The organism is Streptomyces sp. NPDC043867, assembly GCF_056435845.1.
Window position 1 is genome coordinate 99,942 of record NZ_JBWKDS010000002.1, and the last position, 15,246, is coordinate 115,187.

General features: G+C 72.5%; 14 protein-coding genes. 7 read left to right on the forward strand and 7 right to left on the reverse strand.

Going from position 1 to position 15,246, the window contains the following annotated elements; all coding sequences use genetic code 11:
* Positions 1–92 precede the first annotated feature (92 nt).
* Complete coding sequence (locus AC069T_RS02440) at positions 93–2,114, reverse strand: beta-galactosidase (RefSeq protein WP_478780923.1); 2,022 nt, start codon at positions 2,112–2,114, stop codon at positions 93–95.
* 185 nt (positions 2,115–2,299) lie between these two features.
* On the opposite strand from AC069T_RS02440, the gene AC069T_RS02445 reads away from it, so the two are divergent.
* The 6 genes from AC069T_RS02445 to AC069T_RS02470 all read left to right on the forward strand — a co-directional run bounded on the left by AC069T_RS02445 (position 2,300) and on the right by AC069T_RS02470 (position 7,433).
* Complete coding sequence (locus tag AC069T_RS02445; protein WP_478780924.1) at positions 2,300–3,616, forward strand: ABC transporter substrate-binding protein; 1,317 nt, start codon at positions 2,300–2,302, stop codon at positions 3,614–3,616.
* Positions 3,613–4,572 carry a carbohydrate ABC transporter permease gene (locus AC069T_RS02450; RefSeq protein ID WP_478780925.1) on the forward strand — a complete coding sequence of 320 codons (960 nt, stop codon included), beginning with the start codon at positions 3,613–3,615 and terminating at the stop codon, positions 4,570–4,572. The genes AC069T_RS02445 and AC069T_RS02450 overlap by 4 nt, the downstream gene beginning before the upstream one ends.
* A complete protein-coding gene (locus AC069T_RS02455) occupies positions 4,569–5,474 on the forward strand; it encodes a carbohydrate ABC transporter permease (RefSeq protein ID WP_478780926.1) in 906 nt (301 codons plus the stop codon). The genes AC069T_RS02450 and AC069T_RS02455 overlap by 4 nt, the downstream gene beginning before the upstream one ends.
* Positions 5,471–6,502, forward strand: a complete 1,032-nt coding sequence (locus AC069T_RS02460; RefSeq protein ID WP_478780927.1) for a LacI family DNA-binding transcriptional regulator — start codon at positions 5,471–5,473, stop codon at positions 6,500–6,502. Before AC069T_RS02455 ends, AC069T_RS02460 begins: the two co-directional genes overlap by 4 nt.
* Positions 6,503–6,615: 113 nt before the next feature.
* The gene (locus AC069T_RS02465) at positions 6,616–6,969 is read left to right on the forward strand and encodes a VOC family protein (protein ID WP_476751000.1); all 354 of its coding nucleotides are present in this window, start codon (positions 6,616–6,618) and stop codon (positions 6,967–6,969) included.
* Between the two features lie 71 nt (positions 6,970–7,040).
* Complete coding sequence (locus AC069T_RS02470; protein ID WP_478780928.1) at positions 7,041–7,433, forward strand: MarR family winged helix-turn-helix transcriptional regulator; 393 nt, start codon at positions 7,041–7,043, stop codon at positions 7,431–7,433.
* A 105-nt stretch (positions 7,434–7,538) separates the two neighbouring features.
* Here AC069T_RS02470 and AC069T_RS02475 read toward each other — a convergent pair whose 3' ends face one another.
* The 3 genes from AC069T_RS02475 to AC069T_RS02485 all read right to left on the reverse strand — a co-directional run bounded on the left by AC069T_RS02475 (position 7,539) and on the right by AC069T_RS02485 (position 9,938).
* On the reverse strand, positions 7,539–7,982 hold the full coding sequence (locus AC069T_RS02475; protein ID WP_478780929.1) for an SseB family protein: 444 nt from the start codon (positions 7,980–7,982) through the stop codon (positions 7,539–7,541).
* Positions 7,983–8,158: 176 nt separating this feature from the next.
* Positions 8,159–8,770, reverse strand: coding sequence for a hypothetical protein (locus AC069T_RS02480; RefSeq protein WP_478780930.1), 612 nt, complete (start codon positions 8,768–8,770; stop codon positions 8,159–8,161).
* Between the two features lie 211 nt (positions 8,771–8,981).
* On the reverse strand, positions 8,982–9,938 hold the full coding sequence (locus AC069T_RS02485) for a MerR family transcriptional regulator (RefSeq protein ID WP_478780931.1): 957 nt from the start codon (positions 9,936–9,938) through the stop codon (positions 8,982–8,984).
* A gap of 93 nt (positions 9,939–10,031) precedes the next feature.
* Between AC069T_RS02485 and AC069T_RS02490 the strand changes: the two genes are divergently transcribed.
* Positions 10,032–11,687, forward strand: coding sequence for an alpha/beta hydrolase (locus AC069T_RS02490; RefSeq protein ID WP_478780932.1), 1,656 nt, complete (start codon positions 10,032–10,034; stop codon positions 11,685–11,687).
* 223 nt (positions 11,688–11,910) lie between these two features.
* On the opposite strand, the gene AC069T_RS02495 is transcribed toward AC069T_RS02490, so the two are convergent.
* From AC069T_RS02495 to AC069T_RS02505, 3 genes are all read right to left on the reverse strand, one after another.
* Positions 11,911–12,282, reverse strand: a complete 372-nt coding sequence (locus AC069T_RS02495; protein ID WP_478780933.1) for a DUF6479 family protein — start codon at positions 12,280–12,282, stop codon at positions 11,911–11,913.
* A 98-nt stretch (positions 12,283–12,380) separates the two neighbouring features.
* Entirely contained in the window at positions 12,381–13,907 is a 1,527-nt protein-coding gene (locus tag AC069T_RS02500; RefSeq protein ID WP_478780934.1) for an FAD-dependent oxidoreductase, read from the reverse strand.
* Positions 13,908–13,960: 53 nt separating this feature from the next.
* Positions 13,961–15,244, reverse strand: coding sequence for an FUSC family protein (locus tag AC069T_RS02505; protein WP_478780935.1), 1,284 nt, complete (start codon positions 15,242–15,244; stop codon positions 13,961–13,963).
* Positions 15,245–15,246: the final 2 nt, after the last annotated feature.

The window sequence follows — 15,246 nt, forward strand, 5'->3', positions numbered from 1 at the left end:
GGGCGGGCCGTCGACGCGCGGCACGGCCGCCGTCGGACAAGTCGGCCCGCCCGGGTGTGCGGTGCGTCTGTGGGCCGCGCCGCACCGGGGGGTCAGCCGTCGAGTCGTACAACCCGGACCGCGCCCGCGGGAACCGCGAGGCGGCCGGCGGCGTGCTCGCCCGTCAGCAGCTCGGTGCCGTGGGCGTCCAGCGGGACCTTGGCGTCCGACGCGGTGTGGTTGACGGCGAAGACGTAGGTGCCCGACTCGCCGCTGCGGCGCACCACTTCGACGTCGCGCGGCAGGTCGGCGCGCGGTGCGATCCCGGCGTCGTCGGCCGCCCAGCCCAGCAGGGCGTCGAGACCCTGGGCGGCCAGACGGGTGGACACGTACCAGGCCGAACCCGCGCCCAGGCGGTGCCGGGTGACGGCCGGCCGGCCCGCGGTGAGGCCGTCGGCGTACGTGCACACGGTCTCGGCGCCGCGGGGCACGACGAACTCGGTCCAGACGTCGCCGGTGAGTCCGCGGCCGTCGGGTCCGGTGACGCGCACCCGGTCGTCGGCGAGCAGCGGCGAGAACTCCTCGACGGTCAGGCCGAGTACGTCCCGCAGCGCCCCCGGGTACGCGCCGTCGTGCACGGCGTCGTGCTCGTCGACGATGCCGGAGAAGTACGAGACGACGAGGGTGCCGCCGTTCTCGACGTACGCGCGCACGTTCCTGCCGGCGGCCTCCGTCATCAGGTACAGGGCGGGTACGACGACAAGGGGATAGGACGACAAGTCGGCTTCCGGGTGGGCGAAGTCGACCGTGAGGTGCCGGTCGTAGAGCGCCTCGTAGAACGCGTCGGCGCGCTCGCGGGCGTCGTGGTCCTCGCTGGGCCGCCACTGGAGGCCCTGCGCCCACCAGGACTGCCAGTCCCAGAGCATCGCGGCGTCGGCGACCGTGCGCGTGCCCTTGAGAGAGGCCAACGACTCGACAGCGGAGCCGAGTTCGACGACCTCGCGCCACACCCGCGAGTCCGTGCCGGCGTGCGGCAGCATCGCCGAGTGGAACTTCTCGGCACCGCGGCGTGACTGCCGCCACTGGAAGAACATCGCGCCCTCGGAACCGCGGGCCACGTGTGCCAGGGAGTTGCGGGCCATCTGGCCGGGGGCCTTCGCGGGGTTGCGCGGCTGCCAGTTCACCCCCGACGTGGAGTGTTCGAGCAGCAGCCAGGGCGCGCCGCCGCCCACCGAGCGGGTGAGGTCGGCGGCCATGGCGAGGTTCACGTGGGTGCGGCGGCCGTCGGTGATCAGGTAGTGGTCGTTGGTGACGAGGTCGACCTCGCGGCCCCAGGCCCAGTAGTCGATGGAGTCGCACTGGCTCAGGGCGGTCATGAAGTTGGTGGTGACGGGGATGCCGGGCGCGAGGCGGTGCAGGATGTCCCGCTCGGCGACGAAGTTCTCGCGCAGGGTGGCGTCCGCGAACCGCTTGTAGTCCAGGGCCTGGGCCGGATTGCCGACCGTGGGGGTCGCGCGCGGCGGGTTGACCTCGTCGATCGCGGCGTAGCGCTGGCCCCAGAAGGCGGTGCCCCAGGCCTCGTTGAGCGCGTCCACGGTCCCGTACGCGTGGGTGAGCCAGCGGCGGAAGTGGGCGGCGCAGCTCTCGCAGTAGCAGGCGGAGACCGGCACGCCGTACTCGTTGTGGACGTGCCACAGGGCGAGCGCCGGGTGGTCGGCGTACCTCGTGGCGAGCTGGGTGGTGACGGCTGCGGCGGCCCTGCGGTAGTCGGCGTTGCTGTGGCAGATGGCGCCGCGCGAGCCGAACTCGTAGCGGGTGCCGTCGGCGGCCACCGGCAGCGCTTCGGGGTGGGCGCGGTAGAACCAGACGGGCGGAGCCACGGTCGGCGTGCCGAGGTCGGCCCGGATGCCGTTCTCGTGGAGCAGGTCGAGGACACGGTCGAGCCAGCCGAACTCGTAGGTCCCCGGCGAGGGTTCGAGGAGCGCCCAGGAGAAGATCCCGACGCTCACCATCGTGACGCCGGCCTCCCGCATGAGCCGGACGTCCTCCCGCCAGACGGACTCCGGCCACTGCTCGGGGTTGTAGTCCCCACCGAAGGCGAGCCCGGTGAGGCCCTTCGGGGTGGTCTCCGGCATGGATCTCTCCCGTTTAATCGATCATTTGGGAACGTACACAGCCATCGCCGACGGCGAGAGCCCAACATAACCGCACAGCAACAACCATTGACAAGTGTCCAGGATGTTTCTCTACTGTGAACGCTCACAGAAGCATGGCAGGTCGTCCGCAGCAGGCGGGGACCCAGCTCAGGGGAGAACATTCCATGCCGAACAAGAAGCTCCACCGCCTCGCCGCCGGTACGGTCGCCGTCGCGCTCGGCGCCACCGCACTCGCCGGCTGCGGCTCGTCGGACGACGACACGGCCGAGTCGGGGCCGGTCTCGCTGACGTACTGGACCTGGACCCCGGGCATGGACAAGGTCGTCGACCTGTGGAACAAGGGGCCGGGCAGGAAGCAGCAGATCGAGGTCACGGTCAAGAAGCAGGCGTCCGGTGACACGCTCGTCACCAAGATCCTCACCGCGCACAAGGCGAAGAAGGCCCCCGACCTGGTGCAGGCCGAGTACCAGGCCCTGCCGACCCTGGTCAGCAACGACGCCCTCGCCGACATATCCGGTGACGTGGACGGGGTGAAGGACAAGTTCGCCGACGGCGTCTGGCAGCAGACCACCCTGGGCTCGGACGCGGTCTACGCGATCCCGCAGGACTCCGGGCCGATGATGTTCTACTACCGCGAGGACCTCTTCAAGAAGTACGGACTGACGGTCCCGACGACCTGGGACGAGTTCGCCGAGACCGCCCGGGCGCTGAAGAAGAAGGCCCCGGAGAAGGACCTCACCACGTTCTCCGCCAACGACTCCGGGCTCTTCGCCGGTCTCGCGCAGCAGGCCGGCGCCAAGTGGTGGACGGCCTCGGGCGACAAGTGGAAGGTCGCCATCGACGACGGGGCGACGCGGAAGGTCGCCGACTTCTGGGGCGGGCTGGTGAAGGAGGGCGCGATCGACAACCAGCCCATGTACACGCCGGCCTGGAACAAGGCGCTCAACACCGGCAAGCAGATCGCCTGGGTGAGCGCGGTGTGGGCGCCGGGCACTCTCACCACCGCCGCCCCCGACACCAAGGGCAAGTGGGCGATGGCCCCGCTGCCGCAGTGGTCCGCCTCCGAGAACGTCACCGGAAGCTGGGGCGGCTCGTCGACCGCCGTCACCACCGACTCCGGCCACCGCGAGGCCGCCGCGAAGTTCGCCGCCTGGCTGAACACGGACCGGGACGCGCTGACCGCCCTGGCGAAGGAAGGCGGCATCTACCCGGCCGCCACGACCGCGCAGACCAGCGAGGCCTTCCTGAAGCCGCCGGCCTTCTTCTCCAGCCAGCCGGACTTCTACCCGCAGGCATCGAAGATCGCCGACACGACCGCGCCCGCCGCCTGGGGCCCGAACGTGAACGTGGCGTACACGTCCTTCAAGGACGCCTTCGCCGCCGCCGCCAAGAACAGGTCGGACTTCGGTGCCGCCCTGAGGACGATGCAGGACGACACGGTCGCCGACCTGAAGAAGCAGGGCTTCGAGGTCGCTCGGTGACGACAGCACACCGGACGCCGTACGGGGCCGAGAAGGCCCCGTACGCCGCCCCCGTCAAGCGGACGCGCAGCGCCCCCTACGTCTTCCTCCTCCCCGCCGGCGTCCTGTTCGCCCTCTTCTTCGCCCTGCCCATCGGCTACGCGATCTGGCTCAGCCTGCACAAGGTCCAGGTCAAGGGCCTGGGCCTGGGCGCGGGCGCCCGCGAGGAGGTCTGGGCGGGACTGGAGAACTACACCGACGCGTTCACCGACTCCGAGCTGCTCGGCGGTGCGCTGCGCGTCCTTGGCTACGGCGCCATCGTCGTCCCCGTCATGCTCGGCCTCGCGCTGGTCTTCGCGCTGATGCTCGACACCGAGCGGGTCCGCCTCGCGCCGGTCACCCGGCTCGCGATCTTCCTGCCGTACGCCATTCCCGGCGTCGTCGCCGCGCTGCTGTGGGGCTTCCTCTACCTGCCCGACGTCAGCCCCTTCTACTTCGTGCTCGACAGACTGGGCCTGCCCCAGCCGGACCTGCTGGACGGCGGTCCGCTGTACCTGGCCCTCTCCAACATCGCGATCTGGGGAGGCACCGGCTTCAACATGATCGTCATCTACACCTCGCTCAGGGCGATCCCGGCCGAGGTGTACGAGGCGGCGAAGCTGGACGGCGCCACGCCGCTGCAGACCGCACTGCGGATCAAGATCCCGATGGTGGCGCCCTCGCTGGTGCTCACCTTCTTCTTCTCGATCATCGCGACCCTCCAGGTGTTCAGCGAGCCGACCACCCTCAAACCGCTCACCAACTCCGTCTCCACGACCTGGAGTCCGCTGATGAAGGTGTACCAGGACGCCTTCGGCAAGGGCGACATCCACTCGGCGGCCGCGTCCGCCGTGCTCATCGCCGTCGCCACCCTCCTGCTGTCCTTCGCCTTCCTGCGGGCCGCGAACTCCCGTAACAAGCAGGAGGAAGCACGATGAGTTCCCTTGCCGTACGCAAGTCGGTCCCGGCCGCCGGCACGACGCCCGGAACCGCGCAGGGGCCGCCGCTCCGGCGCCGGATCGCCCTCGTCCCGACGATCACGCTGCTGCTCGGCGCCCTCTACTGCCTGCTGCCGGTCGCCTGGGTGGTGATCGCGGCCACCAAGTCCGGCCGCGAGCTGTTCTCCACCTTCACGTTCCTGCCCGGCACCGGCTTCACCCAGAACCTGAAGGACCTCCACGCCTACCGCGACGGCATCTACTGGCGGTGGATGGGCAACTCCGCCCTGTACGCCGGTCTCGGCGCGCTCCTGTCGACCGCGGTCTCCGCACTGAGCGGCTACGCGCTCGCCGTCTACCGTTTCCGGGGCCGCGAGAGCGTGTTCAACGTGCTGCTCGCCGGCGTGCTGATGCCCCCGGTGATCCTCGCCGTCCCCCAGTACCTGCTGCTGGCCAAGGCCGACCTCACGGACTCCTACGCGTCCGTGCTCCTCCCCCTCGTGCTGTCCCCGTACGGCGTGTATCTCGCGCGGATCTACGCCGCCGCGGCCGTGCCCGCCGACGTGGTGGAGGCGGGACGGATGGACGGGGCGAGCGAGTGGCGCATCTTCACCCGGATCGCGCTGCCGATGATGGTGCCGGGACTGGTGACGGTGTTCCTGTTCCAGTTCGTCGCGGTGTGGAACAACTTCCTGCTGCCGTACATCATGCTCAGCGACGACGAGAAGTTCCCGATCACGCTGGGCCTGTTCACCCTGCTCGAACAGGGAGCCAACACCCCGGCGCTCTACACCCTCGTCATCACCGGAGCCCTGCTGGCGGTCGTTCCGCTGATCGCCCTGTTCCTGGTCATCCAGCGGTTCTGGAGCCTTGATCTGCTGTCCGGAGCCGTAAAGTCGTGACCATGAACAACACGGGGGGCAGACGCAGGCCGCCGACGATCCACGACGTGGCGCGCGAGGCCGGTGTTTCGCGCGGGACGGTGTCACGTGTCCTCAACGGCGGCCACTACGTCAGTCCGGCCGCGCAGGAAGCCGTCAACGCCGCCATCCGCAGAACGGGTTACGTCGTCAACCGGCACGCACGCTCGCTCATCACGGGGCGCTCCGACTCGATCGGCTTCCTGCTGACGGAACCCCAGGAACGGTTCTTCGAGGACCCCAATTTCAATGTGCTGCTGCGTGGTTGCACACAGGCCCTGGCCGCGCACGACATCCCGTTGCTGCTGATGCTCGCGGGCACGCGGGACGAACGGCGGCGCATCACGCGGTACATCACCGCCGGCCATGTCGACGGCGTGCTGCTGGTCTCCAGCCACTCCGGCGACCCGGTCGCCGAGGAGCTGCGCGAGGCGGGCGTGCCGCTCGTCGCGTGCGGCAAGCCCATCGGCCTCGGCTCCAAGGTGAGTTACGTCGCCGCGGACGACCGGGACGGCGCCCGTGACATGGTGCGCCACCTGCTGTCCCTGGGACGCCGCCGCATCGGGATGGTCACCGGACCGCTGGACACCCCGGGCGGTGTCGAGCGGCTCGCCGGGTATCGCGAGGTGCTCGCGGAGGCCGGCATCGAGGCCGACGAGCGGCTCGTCGTGTCCGGCGACTACAGCCGGGCCAGCGGCGAGGCCGGGGCACAGCGGCTGCTGGCGGCGGCGCCCGACATGGACGGCGTCTTCGTCGCCTCCGACCTGATGGCGCAGGGAGTGCTCGCCGCCCTGCACAAGGCGGGACGGCGGGTCCCCGAGGACGTGGCGGTCGGCGGTTTCGACGACTCCCCCGCCGCCACCTCGGCCACTCCCGCCCTCACCACCATCCGCCAGCCCTGGGACCGGATCAGCTCCGAGATGGTGCGGGTCCTGCTCGCCCAGATCGGGGGCCAGGACGCGGCCGCGGTGATCCTGCCGACGGAGCTGGTGCGGCGTCAGTCGACGTGAGGACGGGCCGGGAGGCACCGGTCAGGATCGGAGAAGCGGTCCACCGCTCCGCGCCCTAGGTTGGAGGAGCCGGCGCGAGGACGCCGGCTCCCACCAGCACGGAGGAGTGCGCCATGACCAGTGGCCTCAAGACCATCGTCTACCCCGTCAAGGACCTCGCCCGGGCGAAGGCCGTCTTCGGCGCCCTGCTGGGCGTCGACCCGTACGCGGACGAGCCGTACTACGTCGGCTTCAGGACGGCCGGACAGGACACCGGCCTGGACCCCAACGGTCACGCCAAGGGCATGACGGGTCCGGTCCCCTACTGGACCGTCGAGGACATCAGGGCCGCCCTGTCCGCCCTGCTCGCCGCCGGGGCAGAGACGCTCCAGGACGTCCAGGACGTAGGTGGCGGCAGGCTGATCGCCTCGGTGAAGGACGCGGACGGGAATCCGATCGGCCTGGTCCAGGACTCCGCCGGGTCCTAGACGGTCCGAGCTGCATGCGCCTGCACTAGTTGCATGCTCAATGAATCGCCGCATTCTGTTACCGTGCATGTATGGCAGCCAAGACGACCGGCGCCCGCCTCGAAGAGCGGTGGCGGGACATCCTGTCGGTGCACGCGCGCACGATGTGCGAGATCGACCGTGCACTGCATCCGCACGGCCTCGGCGCCAGCGACTTCGAGGTGCTGGACATCCTCGCCACCAGCACCGCGGCGGACGCCGGCGAGCACTGCCGTGTGCAGAACATCGCCGGGCGGGTCCATCTCAGCCAGAGCGCGCTGTCGCGTCTCATCGGCCGGCTGGAGAAGGAGGGGCTGGTCGAGCGGACGGTCTGCCAGGAGGACCGGCGCGGAGTCTGGGTCGCCCTCACCGCCAAGGGCCGCGATCTGCACGCCGAGGTGCTTCCGCTGCAACGGGACGCCCTCGCCCGCATGCTGGACGGCTGACGGCCACCGTTCGGCGCCGCCGGCCGGCCATCGCGGGGAGCCCGGCCCTGCGGACCCGGCCGCTCCCCTCCTCGACGGCGACCGGGCCCGTACGGCACGCGGCTGTTACGCCCGCGGCCGGGCCAGGAGGGTGCGGACGCCCTCGGACGTGAGGGTCAGACCGCGCGGTGAACTGGGGTCGATGGTGAGCGAGAGATCGCCGGCGGGCCACTGCGCGGCGAGCGCTCCGAGCGGCACGAGACGGTAGCGCGACACGGAGGGCAGCAGCCCGGCCATCTCCACCTCGGAGGTGAACACCGGCACGACCTGCACGCCGCCGGGCTGCTCCAGTACGGGCAACGCCACGGCCGACGGGTCGGCCGCGTCCTCCTCGGCGGCGTCGTCGGGCACGGGGACGAGGATGTCGCTCCCGGCCAGCGTGTCCAGCGCCACCACGTCCTGCGTGTCGCGGGCGAGGGTGTCCAGCGCCTCCTGCGCCGGAGTCGCGGGCGCGGGGACCGCGGCGTTGTCGGGCGCGGGGGCGGTGTGGTCGTTCGAGGGTGTCTCCATGACTGATTCCCAGGTAGTTCGGACGGGCCACCCGGGACAAGATCGGCCCGGGGCGCAGCCACCGTCGCCTACCCGGCCGCAGCCGGGGCATTCCTGCCGGGTCACGGACCCGGGCACGGTGGGTGTCCTCGGCGGCAAGCCGTCCGAGGCGACCGTGCCCGGCTCCGTACCCCGGCTCAGTGGAGCTTGTTGACCGCGGTGACGGTCGTCGCCTTGAAGCCGGCGACCTCGGCGTGCTGGAAGGTGCCCATCTGCCCCCACCGCACGACCGTCACGGCGGTGCCGTCCCGGCCGACCGAGAACAGACTGATGTCGGAGGCGCCCCAGGAGGTCTCGGTGTGGATGCCGTAGACGTGGGCCCCCTCCTCCACGTCGAGTTTGCCGTAGTACTTCTGCGTCGCGGTCACCTCCGGGTCCTGCTCCATCAGCTTCGCCGCGCAGCCGGCGAGGTCCTTGCGCAGCAGTGCCGCGAAGTCCTTGGCCCGCTGCACGCTCCGCTCCTCGACCGTGACCTGGAGCGCATTGGTGTCGAGGTCGGTCCAGTACGCGCGGTGGCTGGAGATCGACGGCAGGGCCTCCCCGACACACATCGGCAGCGGGTCCGGCTGACCGGCGGTCACTTCGCCCGCGTACCAGGCGGACGACGGGTGGGCGGGCAGCTCGGCCGGTTCCAGGAACCGGGGCGAGCCGGATCCGGCGGCGCTCGCCGGGACGGCGGTCGCCGTCACCGCCGCACCGACCGCCACGGCCGCCAGGACGAGCCGCGTGCCGCGCGTACGGATGTTCATGTTTCCCCCTGTTGATGCTTCGTCGTACCGATGCGCGTCGGCCACGCCGGAGAACGCCCCCGGCCGACCGTCACGCCACCTATGACCCACGACAGTCCCCGTTCGTTGCCCCCTGTCACTGCTACGGACCTGTCCCCTTTGTCACCGAACGGCAACAGGCGTCGGACGCGCCCCGCCCGGACAGGAACCGCGGCGCCGCCGGGGGCCTCCCTCAGGCGGCCTGGATGGTCGGGCGGGCGCTCAGCGCCGCGTGCAGCCAGTCGTGCGCGGCCCCGGGGGTGGGCTCCGCCCGGGCGCCCGGCGGGGTGATGACCTCGGCCACCAGCTCCCAGTACCGGTCGATCCGCGGGTCGGCCGCGAGCTGACGTGCCAGCAGGCGGCGGAAGTCCGGGGTGTCGCGGATGCCGTACGCGCTCGCGTACGCGTGGACGAAGCTGTCCAGTGCCTCGCCCCGGTGCGGTTCCCTGTCCCGTCGCAGGTGTACGGCCGCCAGCTCGTACGCTTCGGCCAGACCCGCGTACAGCACCGCCGCCCCACGGGCTCCCGCCGTGCGGTGCGCCTCGGGCTGGGGCTGTCCGGCGGCGCCCGGGCACGGCGCGAGCGTGAGCGCGTTCAGCCGGGCGAAGGCGAGGACCTGCGCCGGTCGCGGATCGTCGGGCGGCTGTGGCACCGCCACGTCCAGGAACGCGGCGGTCGACCGGGCCGGCATCCGCGCGGGCAGCCAGGCGCGCCAGAACCGGGCGAGCGGGGCCGTACTCGGCGGGGCGGTCAGGGTGCCGACCAGGAGCAGCCGGTCGGCCCGCTCGCCGGGCGGGCACTCCTGCACCAGCCGCAGAGCGGCCTCCCGCCAGCGCAACTCCCGGAGACGGGAGCCGAGTTCGCGGAGCTGCCCGGCGACGGCGTCCTCCAGGACCCCGCCCGGCCCGCAGCCCTCGTCCTCGTCGAGGACGCGCCGCACCTCGGGCAGCGGCAGGTCGAAGGCGCGCAGGGAGCGGATCAGGCGCAGCCGCTCCAGCGCGCCCGGGCCGTACCGACGGTGACCGCCGGCGCTGCGGGACGCCTCGGGCAGCAGGCCGCGTTCCGAGTAGAAGCGGACGGTCTTGACGGTGACGCCCGCCGCTTCGGCGAGCTCTCCGATGCTGCACAGACCGTCGTGGGACGTGAACACTTGAACCTCCCTCAGGGGGAGTTCCTACCGTACCGGCGAGCGCGGACGGGTGATCGGGACGTCCGCGGAGGACGACGTGTCGAGGAGAAGGTAATGACTGTGTTCATCCTGGTGCCGGGCGTGTTCACCGGCGCACACGTGTGGGAGGAGACGGCCGCGCGACTGACCGCCGCGGGCGCCGAGGTGCATGCCGTCGCCCTCACCGGACCGGGCCGCCCCCGCGCCGCGGCGACTCCGGTCGTCGACCTGGACACGCATGTCGCGGATGTGCTCGCGGTGATCGACTCGGTCGATGCGGCGGACGGCCGGGAGATCGTGCTGGTCGGCCACGACTACGGCATCCATCCGGTGCGGGGCGCCGCCGACCGGCGCGCCGAGCGCATCGCCCGGATCGTCCACCTGGACGCGGGGATGCCGCAGGACGGCGTCCCGGCCCTCGCGGCGGTACCCGACCAGGCACTGCGCGAGCGGCTGGCCGAATGCGCCGCCGCGGGCGCGGCGGGGGCCGGTGCGGGCACGGGCGGGGGCACGGTGGGTGCCGGGGCGGGCACGGGCGCGGGCGCGGGCACGGTGGACGCCGGGGCCGGTGCGGGCACGGGCGGGGTCGGTGCGGGCGCAGGTGGGACCGCGGGCGTCACCGGCGAGCTGGCGCCGCCTGCCCGCGACGAGTGGCCGCGCTGGGGCAGCACCGCGGGCCTACCCGACGCGGCGCTGGACCGGCTCACCGCCCTCGCCGCTCCGCAGCCGCTCGGCACGCTGCTCCAGCCCCTGCGGCTGACCGGTGCGGTGGACGCCGTGCCCAGTACGGGGGTGCTGTGCACCGGCAACGGCGGGAGCATCGAACTGGTCCAGATGCAGGTGGACTTCGGCGATCCCGCGCTGCAAGCCCTCACCGGCCCCGGGGTCACCTTCTTCGAACTCCCCACCGGGCACTGGCCGATGCTCTCCTGTCCCGCCGAGCTGGCCGCGGTCCTGCTGCGGGCCGCGGCCGGTGAGGGGCACCGGCTGAAGGCGTCCGGCGCCGCCGAAGCGCCCGCGCATCTGCGGCCGTTCCTGCTGGACGTGCCCGAACTCCCCCGCGAGCGGGCCGGGAACATCGACCTGTACCTGCCCGACGCCGAGGGTCCGCGGCCCGCGGTGGTGTTCGTGCACGGCGGCCCGGTGCCCGCCGAGGCCCGGCCGACGCCCCGGGACTGGCCGGCCCTGGTGGGCTATGCCAGGTATGCCGCCGGGCAGGGGGTGGTGGGTGTGACCCTCGATCACCGGCTGCACGGGGTGGAGGACTACGGGCGGGCCGCGGCGGACGTGGCCGCCGCGGTGGAACGGGTCCGGTCGGATCCGCGGGTGGACGCGGACCGGGTCGCGCTGTGGTTCTTCTCGGGCAGCGGCCCGATCACGGCGGACTGGCTGGGGGCGCCACCGGCGTGGCTGCGCTGCCTGGCGGCCACGTACCCGATCATGGCGCCGCTGCCGAACTGGGGGATGTCCGGCGGCCGGTTCCGTCCGGCGGACGCGGTGGCCCACGCCGGCGCCCTGCCCGTGGTGCTGACCCGGGCGGGTCTCGAGGTTCCCGAGATCGCCGCCACCGTCGAGGAGTTCCTGGCCGCGGCCGAGGACTGCGGGCTGGCCGTCGATGTCGTCGACGTGCCGCACGGCCACCACGGCTTCGAGACCCTCGACCCGACCGACGAGTCCCGCGAGGCCGTGCACCGCGCGATGCGCGAGGTGCTGGCGCACGTCACGTCCTGAGCATCCCGGACCCCGGTGTCAGGACCGCGCGCCCAGCCGCCGCAGCGCCCGACGGGGTGGGTGCGGCCGTTCCGTGACACGCCGGGCGGGCAGCACCCGCAACGCCCCTGAAAAGGCTTGAGGCTCTCCGCGCCGTCGGCGGCGGAGAGCCCAACGGGGCTGCCCTTCCGAACCCCGTGCCGTGCGAGGCCCCCTCCTCGCCCGCGTTCGGCGACGAGAGCCGTCAGGTGCGGCCCGGACCGCCGCTGCCGAAACCACCGGAGCCGGAGTCCCACCGGGGCCGCGGCTGGTTCTCGCCGTCGGTCGTGCTGCCGGACTGGCGGACCTGCTGCGGGTTGAGCCGCTCGCCCCCGTCCGTGGCCCGGGGGACCTCGTTCGGCTCCGGCGTCTCCCGGGTCTCGTGGACGGCGCCGGTCTCCGGCAGCCTGGGCTGCTCATGGGGCTTCGGGGGCTCCGGCTCCCGGCGCCGCACCTTGATGCCGAGCCGTACGGCCCAGATCAGGGCAGCGACGACGAGGAGACCGCCCACGAAGGCCCCCATCACGCCGAATGCCGCGTCCTTGAAAACAGCCAGTTCGTATCCCGTCGCTTTCATGGCTGCCGGGTACCCCGCAGAAGGCAAGTAATCCATCCTGCGCCCCTCGGCCACCCCCGCTGACCTCTGCCTCTTCGGCCCCGCGGGGCGGCCCGTCCTCAGATGTCGCGCCGCTCCAGCGGCTTGGTGGCGGGGCCCTGGACGATCTCGCCGTCCGTGCCGAAGCGAGAGCCGTGGCAGGGGCACTCCCAGGCGCGCTCCGCCCGGTTGAAGGCGACCAGGCACCCCATGTGCGTACAGCGCGCGGAGACGGCGTGCACCTCCCCGGCGTCGTCGCGGAAGACCGCGCACCGCTGTCCCCCGACGCGTACCACCGCTCCGTCCCCCGGAGCGATGTCGTCCACGGAGTGCTCGGGTCCGGGCGGCGACAGCCGGTCGCCGACGAAGTGGCGCGCCACCTTCGCCTGGTTCTTCAGGAAGGCCGGCGCCTCCCGCACGGCCGAGAGCACCCGCCGCGGGTCGTACAGATCGCTCCACGGCGACTTCTCTCCGCTGATCAGCGTCGACAGGAGCTGCCCCGCCATGATGCCGCCGCTGAGACCCCAGCCGCCGAAGCCGGTGGCCACGTACGCGTGACGGGTGCCCGCGTGCAGCGGTCCGACCAGCGGCACGGAGTCACTGGAGTCGTTGTCCTGCGTGGCCCAGCGGTGCGTGAAGGCGAGCTCCCCGAAGTGCCCGGTGGCCCAGTGGGCGAGCCGCCCGAACCGCTCCTCGACGTCAGCGGTACCGGGCGTGAAGTGCTCCCCGGTGACGATCAGCAGCCGCCGGCCGTCCTCGTAGGGTGCCGTGCGCAGCGAGCGGGTGCTCTGCTCCTGGGTGATGAACATGCCGTGCGGATCGAGGCCGGCCGGGATGGGCGCGGCCAGGACGAGTTCACGGCGCGGGGACAGCCGGGTGAACAGGAGCGCCCGGTCGAAGACCGGGTAGTGCGTGGCGACCACGACGTCCGTCGCCGTCACCGTCGGCCCGTTCTCGGTGGTGAGGCGGCAGGGCTCGCCCTCCTTGAGTCCGACGACCCTGGTCCTCTCGTGGATCACCGCGCCCTGCCTGCGCAGGTCGTCGGCGAGCGCGAGGAGGTACTTGCGCGGATGGAACTGGGCCTGCTCCGTGACCCGGACGGCGCCCGCGACGGGGAAGGGCAGGCCCGTCTCGGTCACGTACTCGGCCGGGAGTCCGGCCTCGCGGGCGGCCTCGGCCTCCGCCTTCAGATCGCCGACGCCCGAGGAGTCCTGCGCGAAGGTGTAGGCGGCCGTGTCCTCCCAGTCGCAGTCGATGCCCAGTTCGTCCACGACCGCCGCCGCGTGCCGGATGGCCTCCGTCTGGGAGCGGGCGTACAGCTTGGCGCCCTCGGGCCCCCGGGTGTGCCGCAGCCGTGCGTAGATCATGGTGTGCAGCGCGCTGAGCTTGGCCGTGGTGTGACCGGTGACGCCCGCGGCGATCCGGTCGGCCTCCAGCACCGCCACGCTGCACCCCCGGCGCGCCAGTTCCCAGGCCGTGCTGAGCCCGGCGATCCCCGCGCCGATCACGGCGACGTCGACCGTGATGTCCGCGTCCAGAGGCGGCAGGTCTCCCGCGGGAGCCGAATCGATCCAGTACGACTTCTGCTGGTCCGCGTGCGTGTTCATGGGCCCCGGGTTCCCCGGCCGTCGCGACCGAAGCACGTCGGTGCCCGGATGGCTCAGCGCCCCGCGGGCTGCTCCGTACGTGCCTGCCGGTCGCCCTGCGCCTCGAAGGCCGCGTCGGGGTCTGCGATGCGCACGAGAGCCGACAGGAGCCGCCGTGTGTCGGCCAGGACACCGCCGGTCGCGGGGGCGAGCACCCGCTGCCCGTGCGCGCAGGCGGTGGTGAGACGACGGTGGGCGGCGGAGGCCCTGGCCAGCGCCCGCCGGCACTCACGTGTCCGGTCCTCGTCGCGGCGTCCGTCCTCCTGGAGGTGGCCGTCGAGCAGGCACACGTCGCCCGCCGCCCGCAGCAGTTCCGCAAGGGCGTCCTGCGCGTCCGCCGGGAGCGGGGGGCGCGGGGCGGCCTCGGTCAGCGCGCGCGTGGTCCGCATGATGTGTTCGGTGACCTGGTCCCACACGAAGTCCCAGGCGGCCGGCGGTTCGGGCGGTATGCGGCGCAGCCGCCGGGCGGGGTTGACCCGGTAGCTCTCGTCCGCCCACCGGCGTGCCTCGCGCAGGTCCGTCACCACGTCCGTGAGCCGCTGGGCGCTCTCGTACCACCGGCGCGCCTGCTCCTGGCCGTGGTCCGCCGGCAGTCCGTCGGCGATTTGGTGCAGCAGTTCGCCGCAGGACCGCGGGAGTTCCTCGCGCAGCTGGGTCACCCGGCGCACATGCACCGGCGGGAGGATCAGCGCGTTGACGCCGATGCCGATGACCGCGCCGAGCAGCGTCTCCAGGAGCCGGTGCAGGATGTCCGCGCCGGTGTAGGAGCCGTAGACGAGGACGAACAGCGCGGCGGTCGGCGCGTAGAGGCCGTTGGAGCCGAAGCGGGCGTAGTTGCCGAGGAGGACGGTGATCGGCAGCGCGAGCGCCATCGCGGCCATCTCGTTGTGCGTCAGCGCTCCCGCTCCGGCGGCCAGCAGCGTGCCGACCAGCACCACGGCGAACTGCTGGAGTGCGGACAGCAGGGAGCGGTAGACGGTGTGGTGCATGAGGAACAGCGCCGTCCAGGGCGCCAGCAGCGCCATGGGCGCTTCCCACCACCACCCGGCCACCGCCCACGCCAGCAGCGCCGCCCCCGCCGCCTTGAGGGACTGCACCGCGGTGTTGCGTTCCGAGCCCGCCACCGTGAAGGCCCGCCACACGGAGCGCCGGATCTCCGCCAGCTCCCAGCCCAGGGTGTGCAGTACGACGTGGCGTTCCCTGCCCGTCGCCCGATCCGTGGCCCGCTGTTCCACCGTCCTCCTGTCGTCGTCCATGTCGTAGGCGGGCGTTCCGCGTACGCCGTCGAGTCGTCGCACGG

Coding starts and splice junctions, on each gene's coding strand:
- AC069T_RS02440 (WP_478780923.1), bottom strand. CDS start 2,114: ATGCCGGAGACCACCCCGAAGGGCCTCACCGGGCTCGCCTTCGGTGGG.
- AC069T_RS02445 (WP_478780924.1), top strand. CDS start 2,300: ATGCCGAACAAGAAGCTCCACCGCCTCGCCGCCGGTACGGTCGCCGTC.
- AC069T_RS02455 (WP_478780926.1), top strand. CDS start 4,569: ATGAGTTCCCTTGCCGTACGCAAGTCGGTCCCGGCCGCCGGCACGACG.
- AC069T_RS02465 (WP_476751000.1), top strand. CDS start 6,616: ATGACCAGTGGCCTCAAGACCATCGTCTACCCCGTCAAGGACCTCGCC.
- AC069T_RS02470 (WP_478780928.1), top strand. CDS start 7,041: ATGGCAGCCAAGACGACCGGCGCCCGCCTCGAAGAGCGGTGGCGGGAC.
- AC069T_RS02475 (WP_478780929.1), bottom strand. CDS start 7,982: ATGGAGACACCCTCGAACGACCACACCGCCCCCGCGCCCGACAACGCC.
- AC069T_RS02480 (WP_478780930.1), bottom strand. CDS start 8,770: ATGAACATCCGTACGCGCGGCACGCGGCTCGTCCTGGCGGCCGTGGCG.
- AC069T_RS02490 (WP_478780932.1), top strand. CDS start 10,032: ATGACTGTGTTCATCCTGGTGCCGGGCGTGTTCACCGGCGCACACGTG.
- AC069T_RS02495 (WP_478780933.1), bottom strand. CDS start 12,282: ATGAAAGCGACGGGATACGAACTGGCTGTTTTCAAGGACGCGGCATTC.
- AC069T_RS02500 (WP_478780934.1), bottom strand. CDS start 13,907: ATGAACACGCACGCGGACCAGCAGAAGTCGTACTGGATCGATTCGGCT.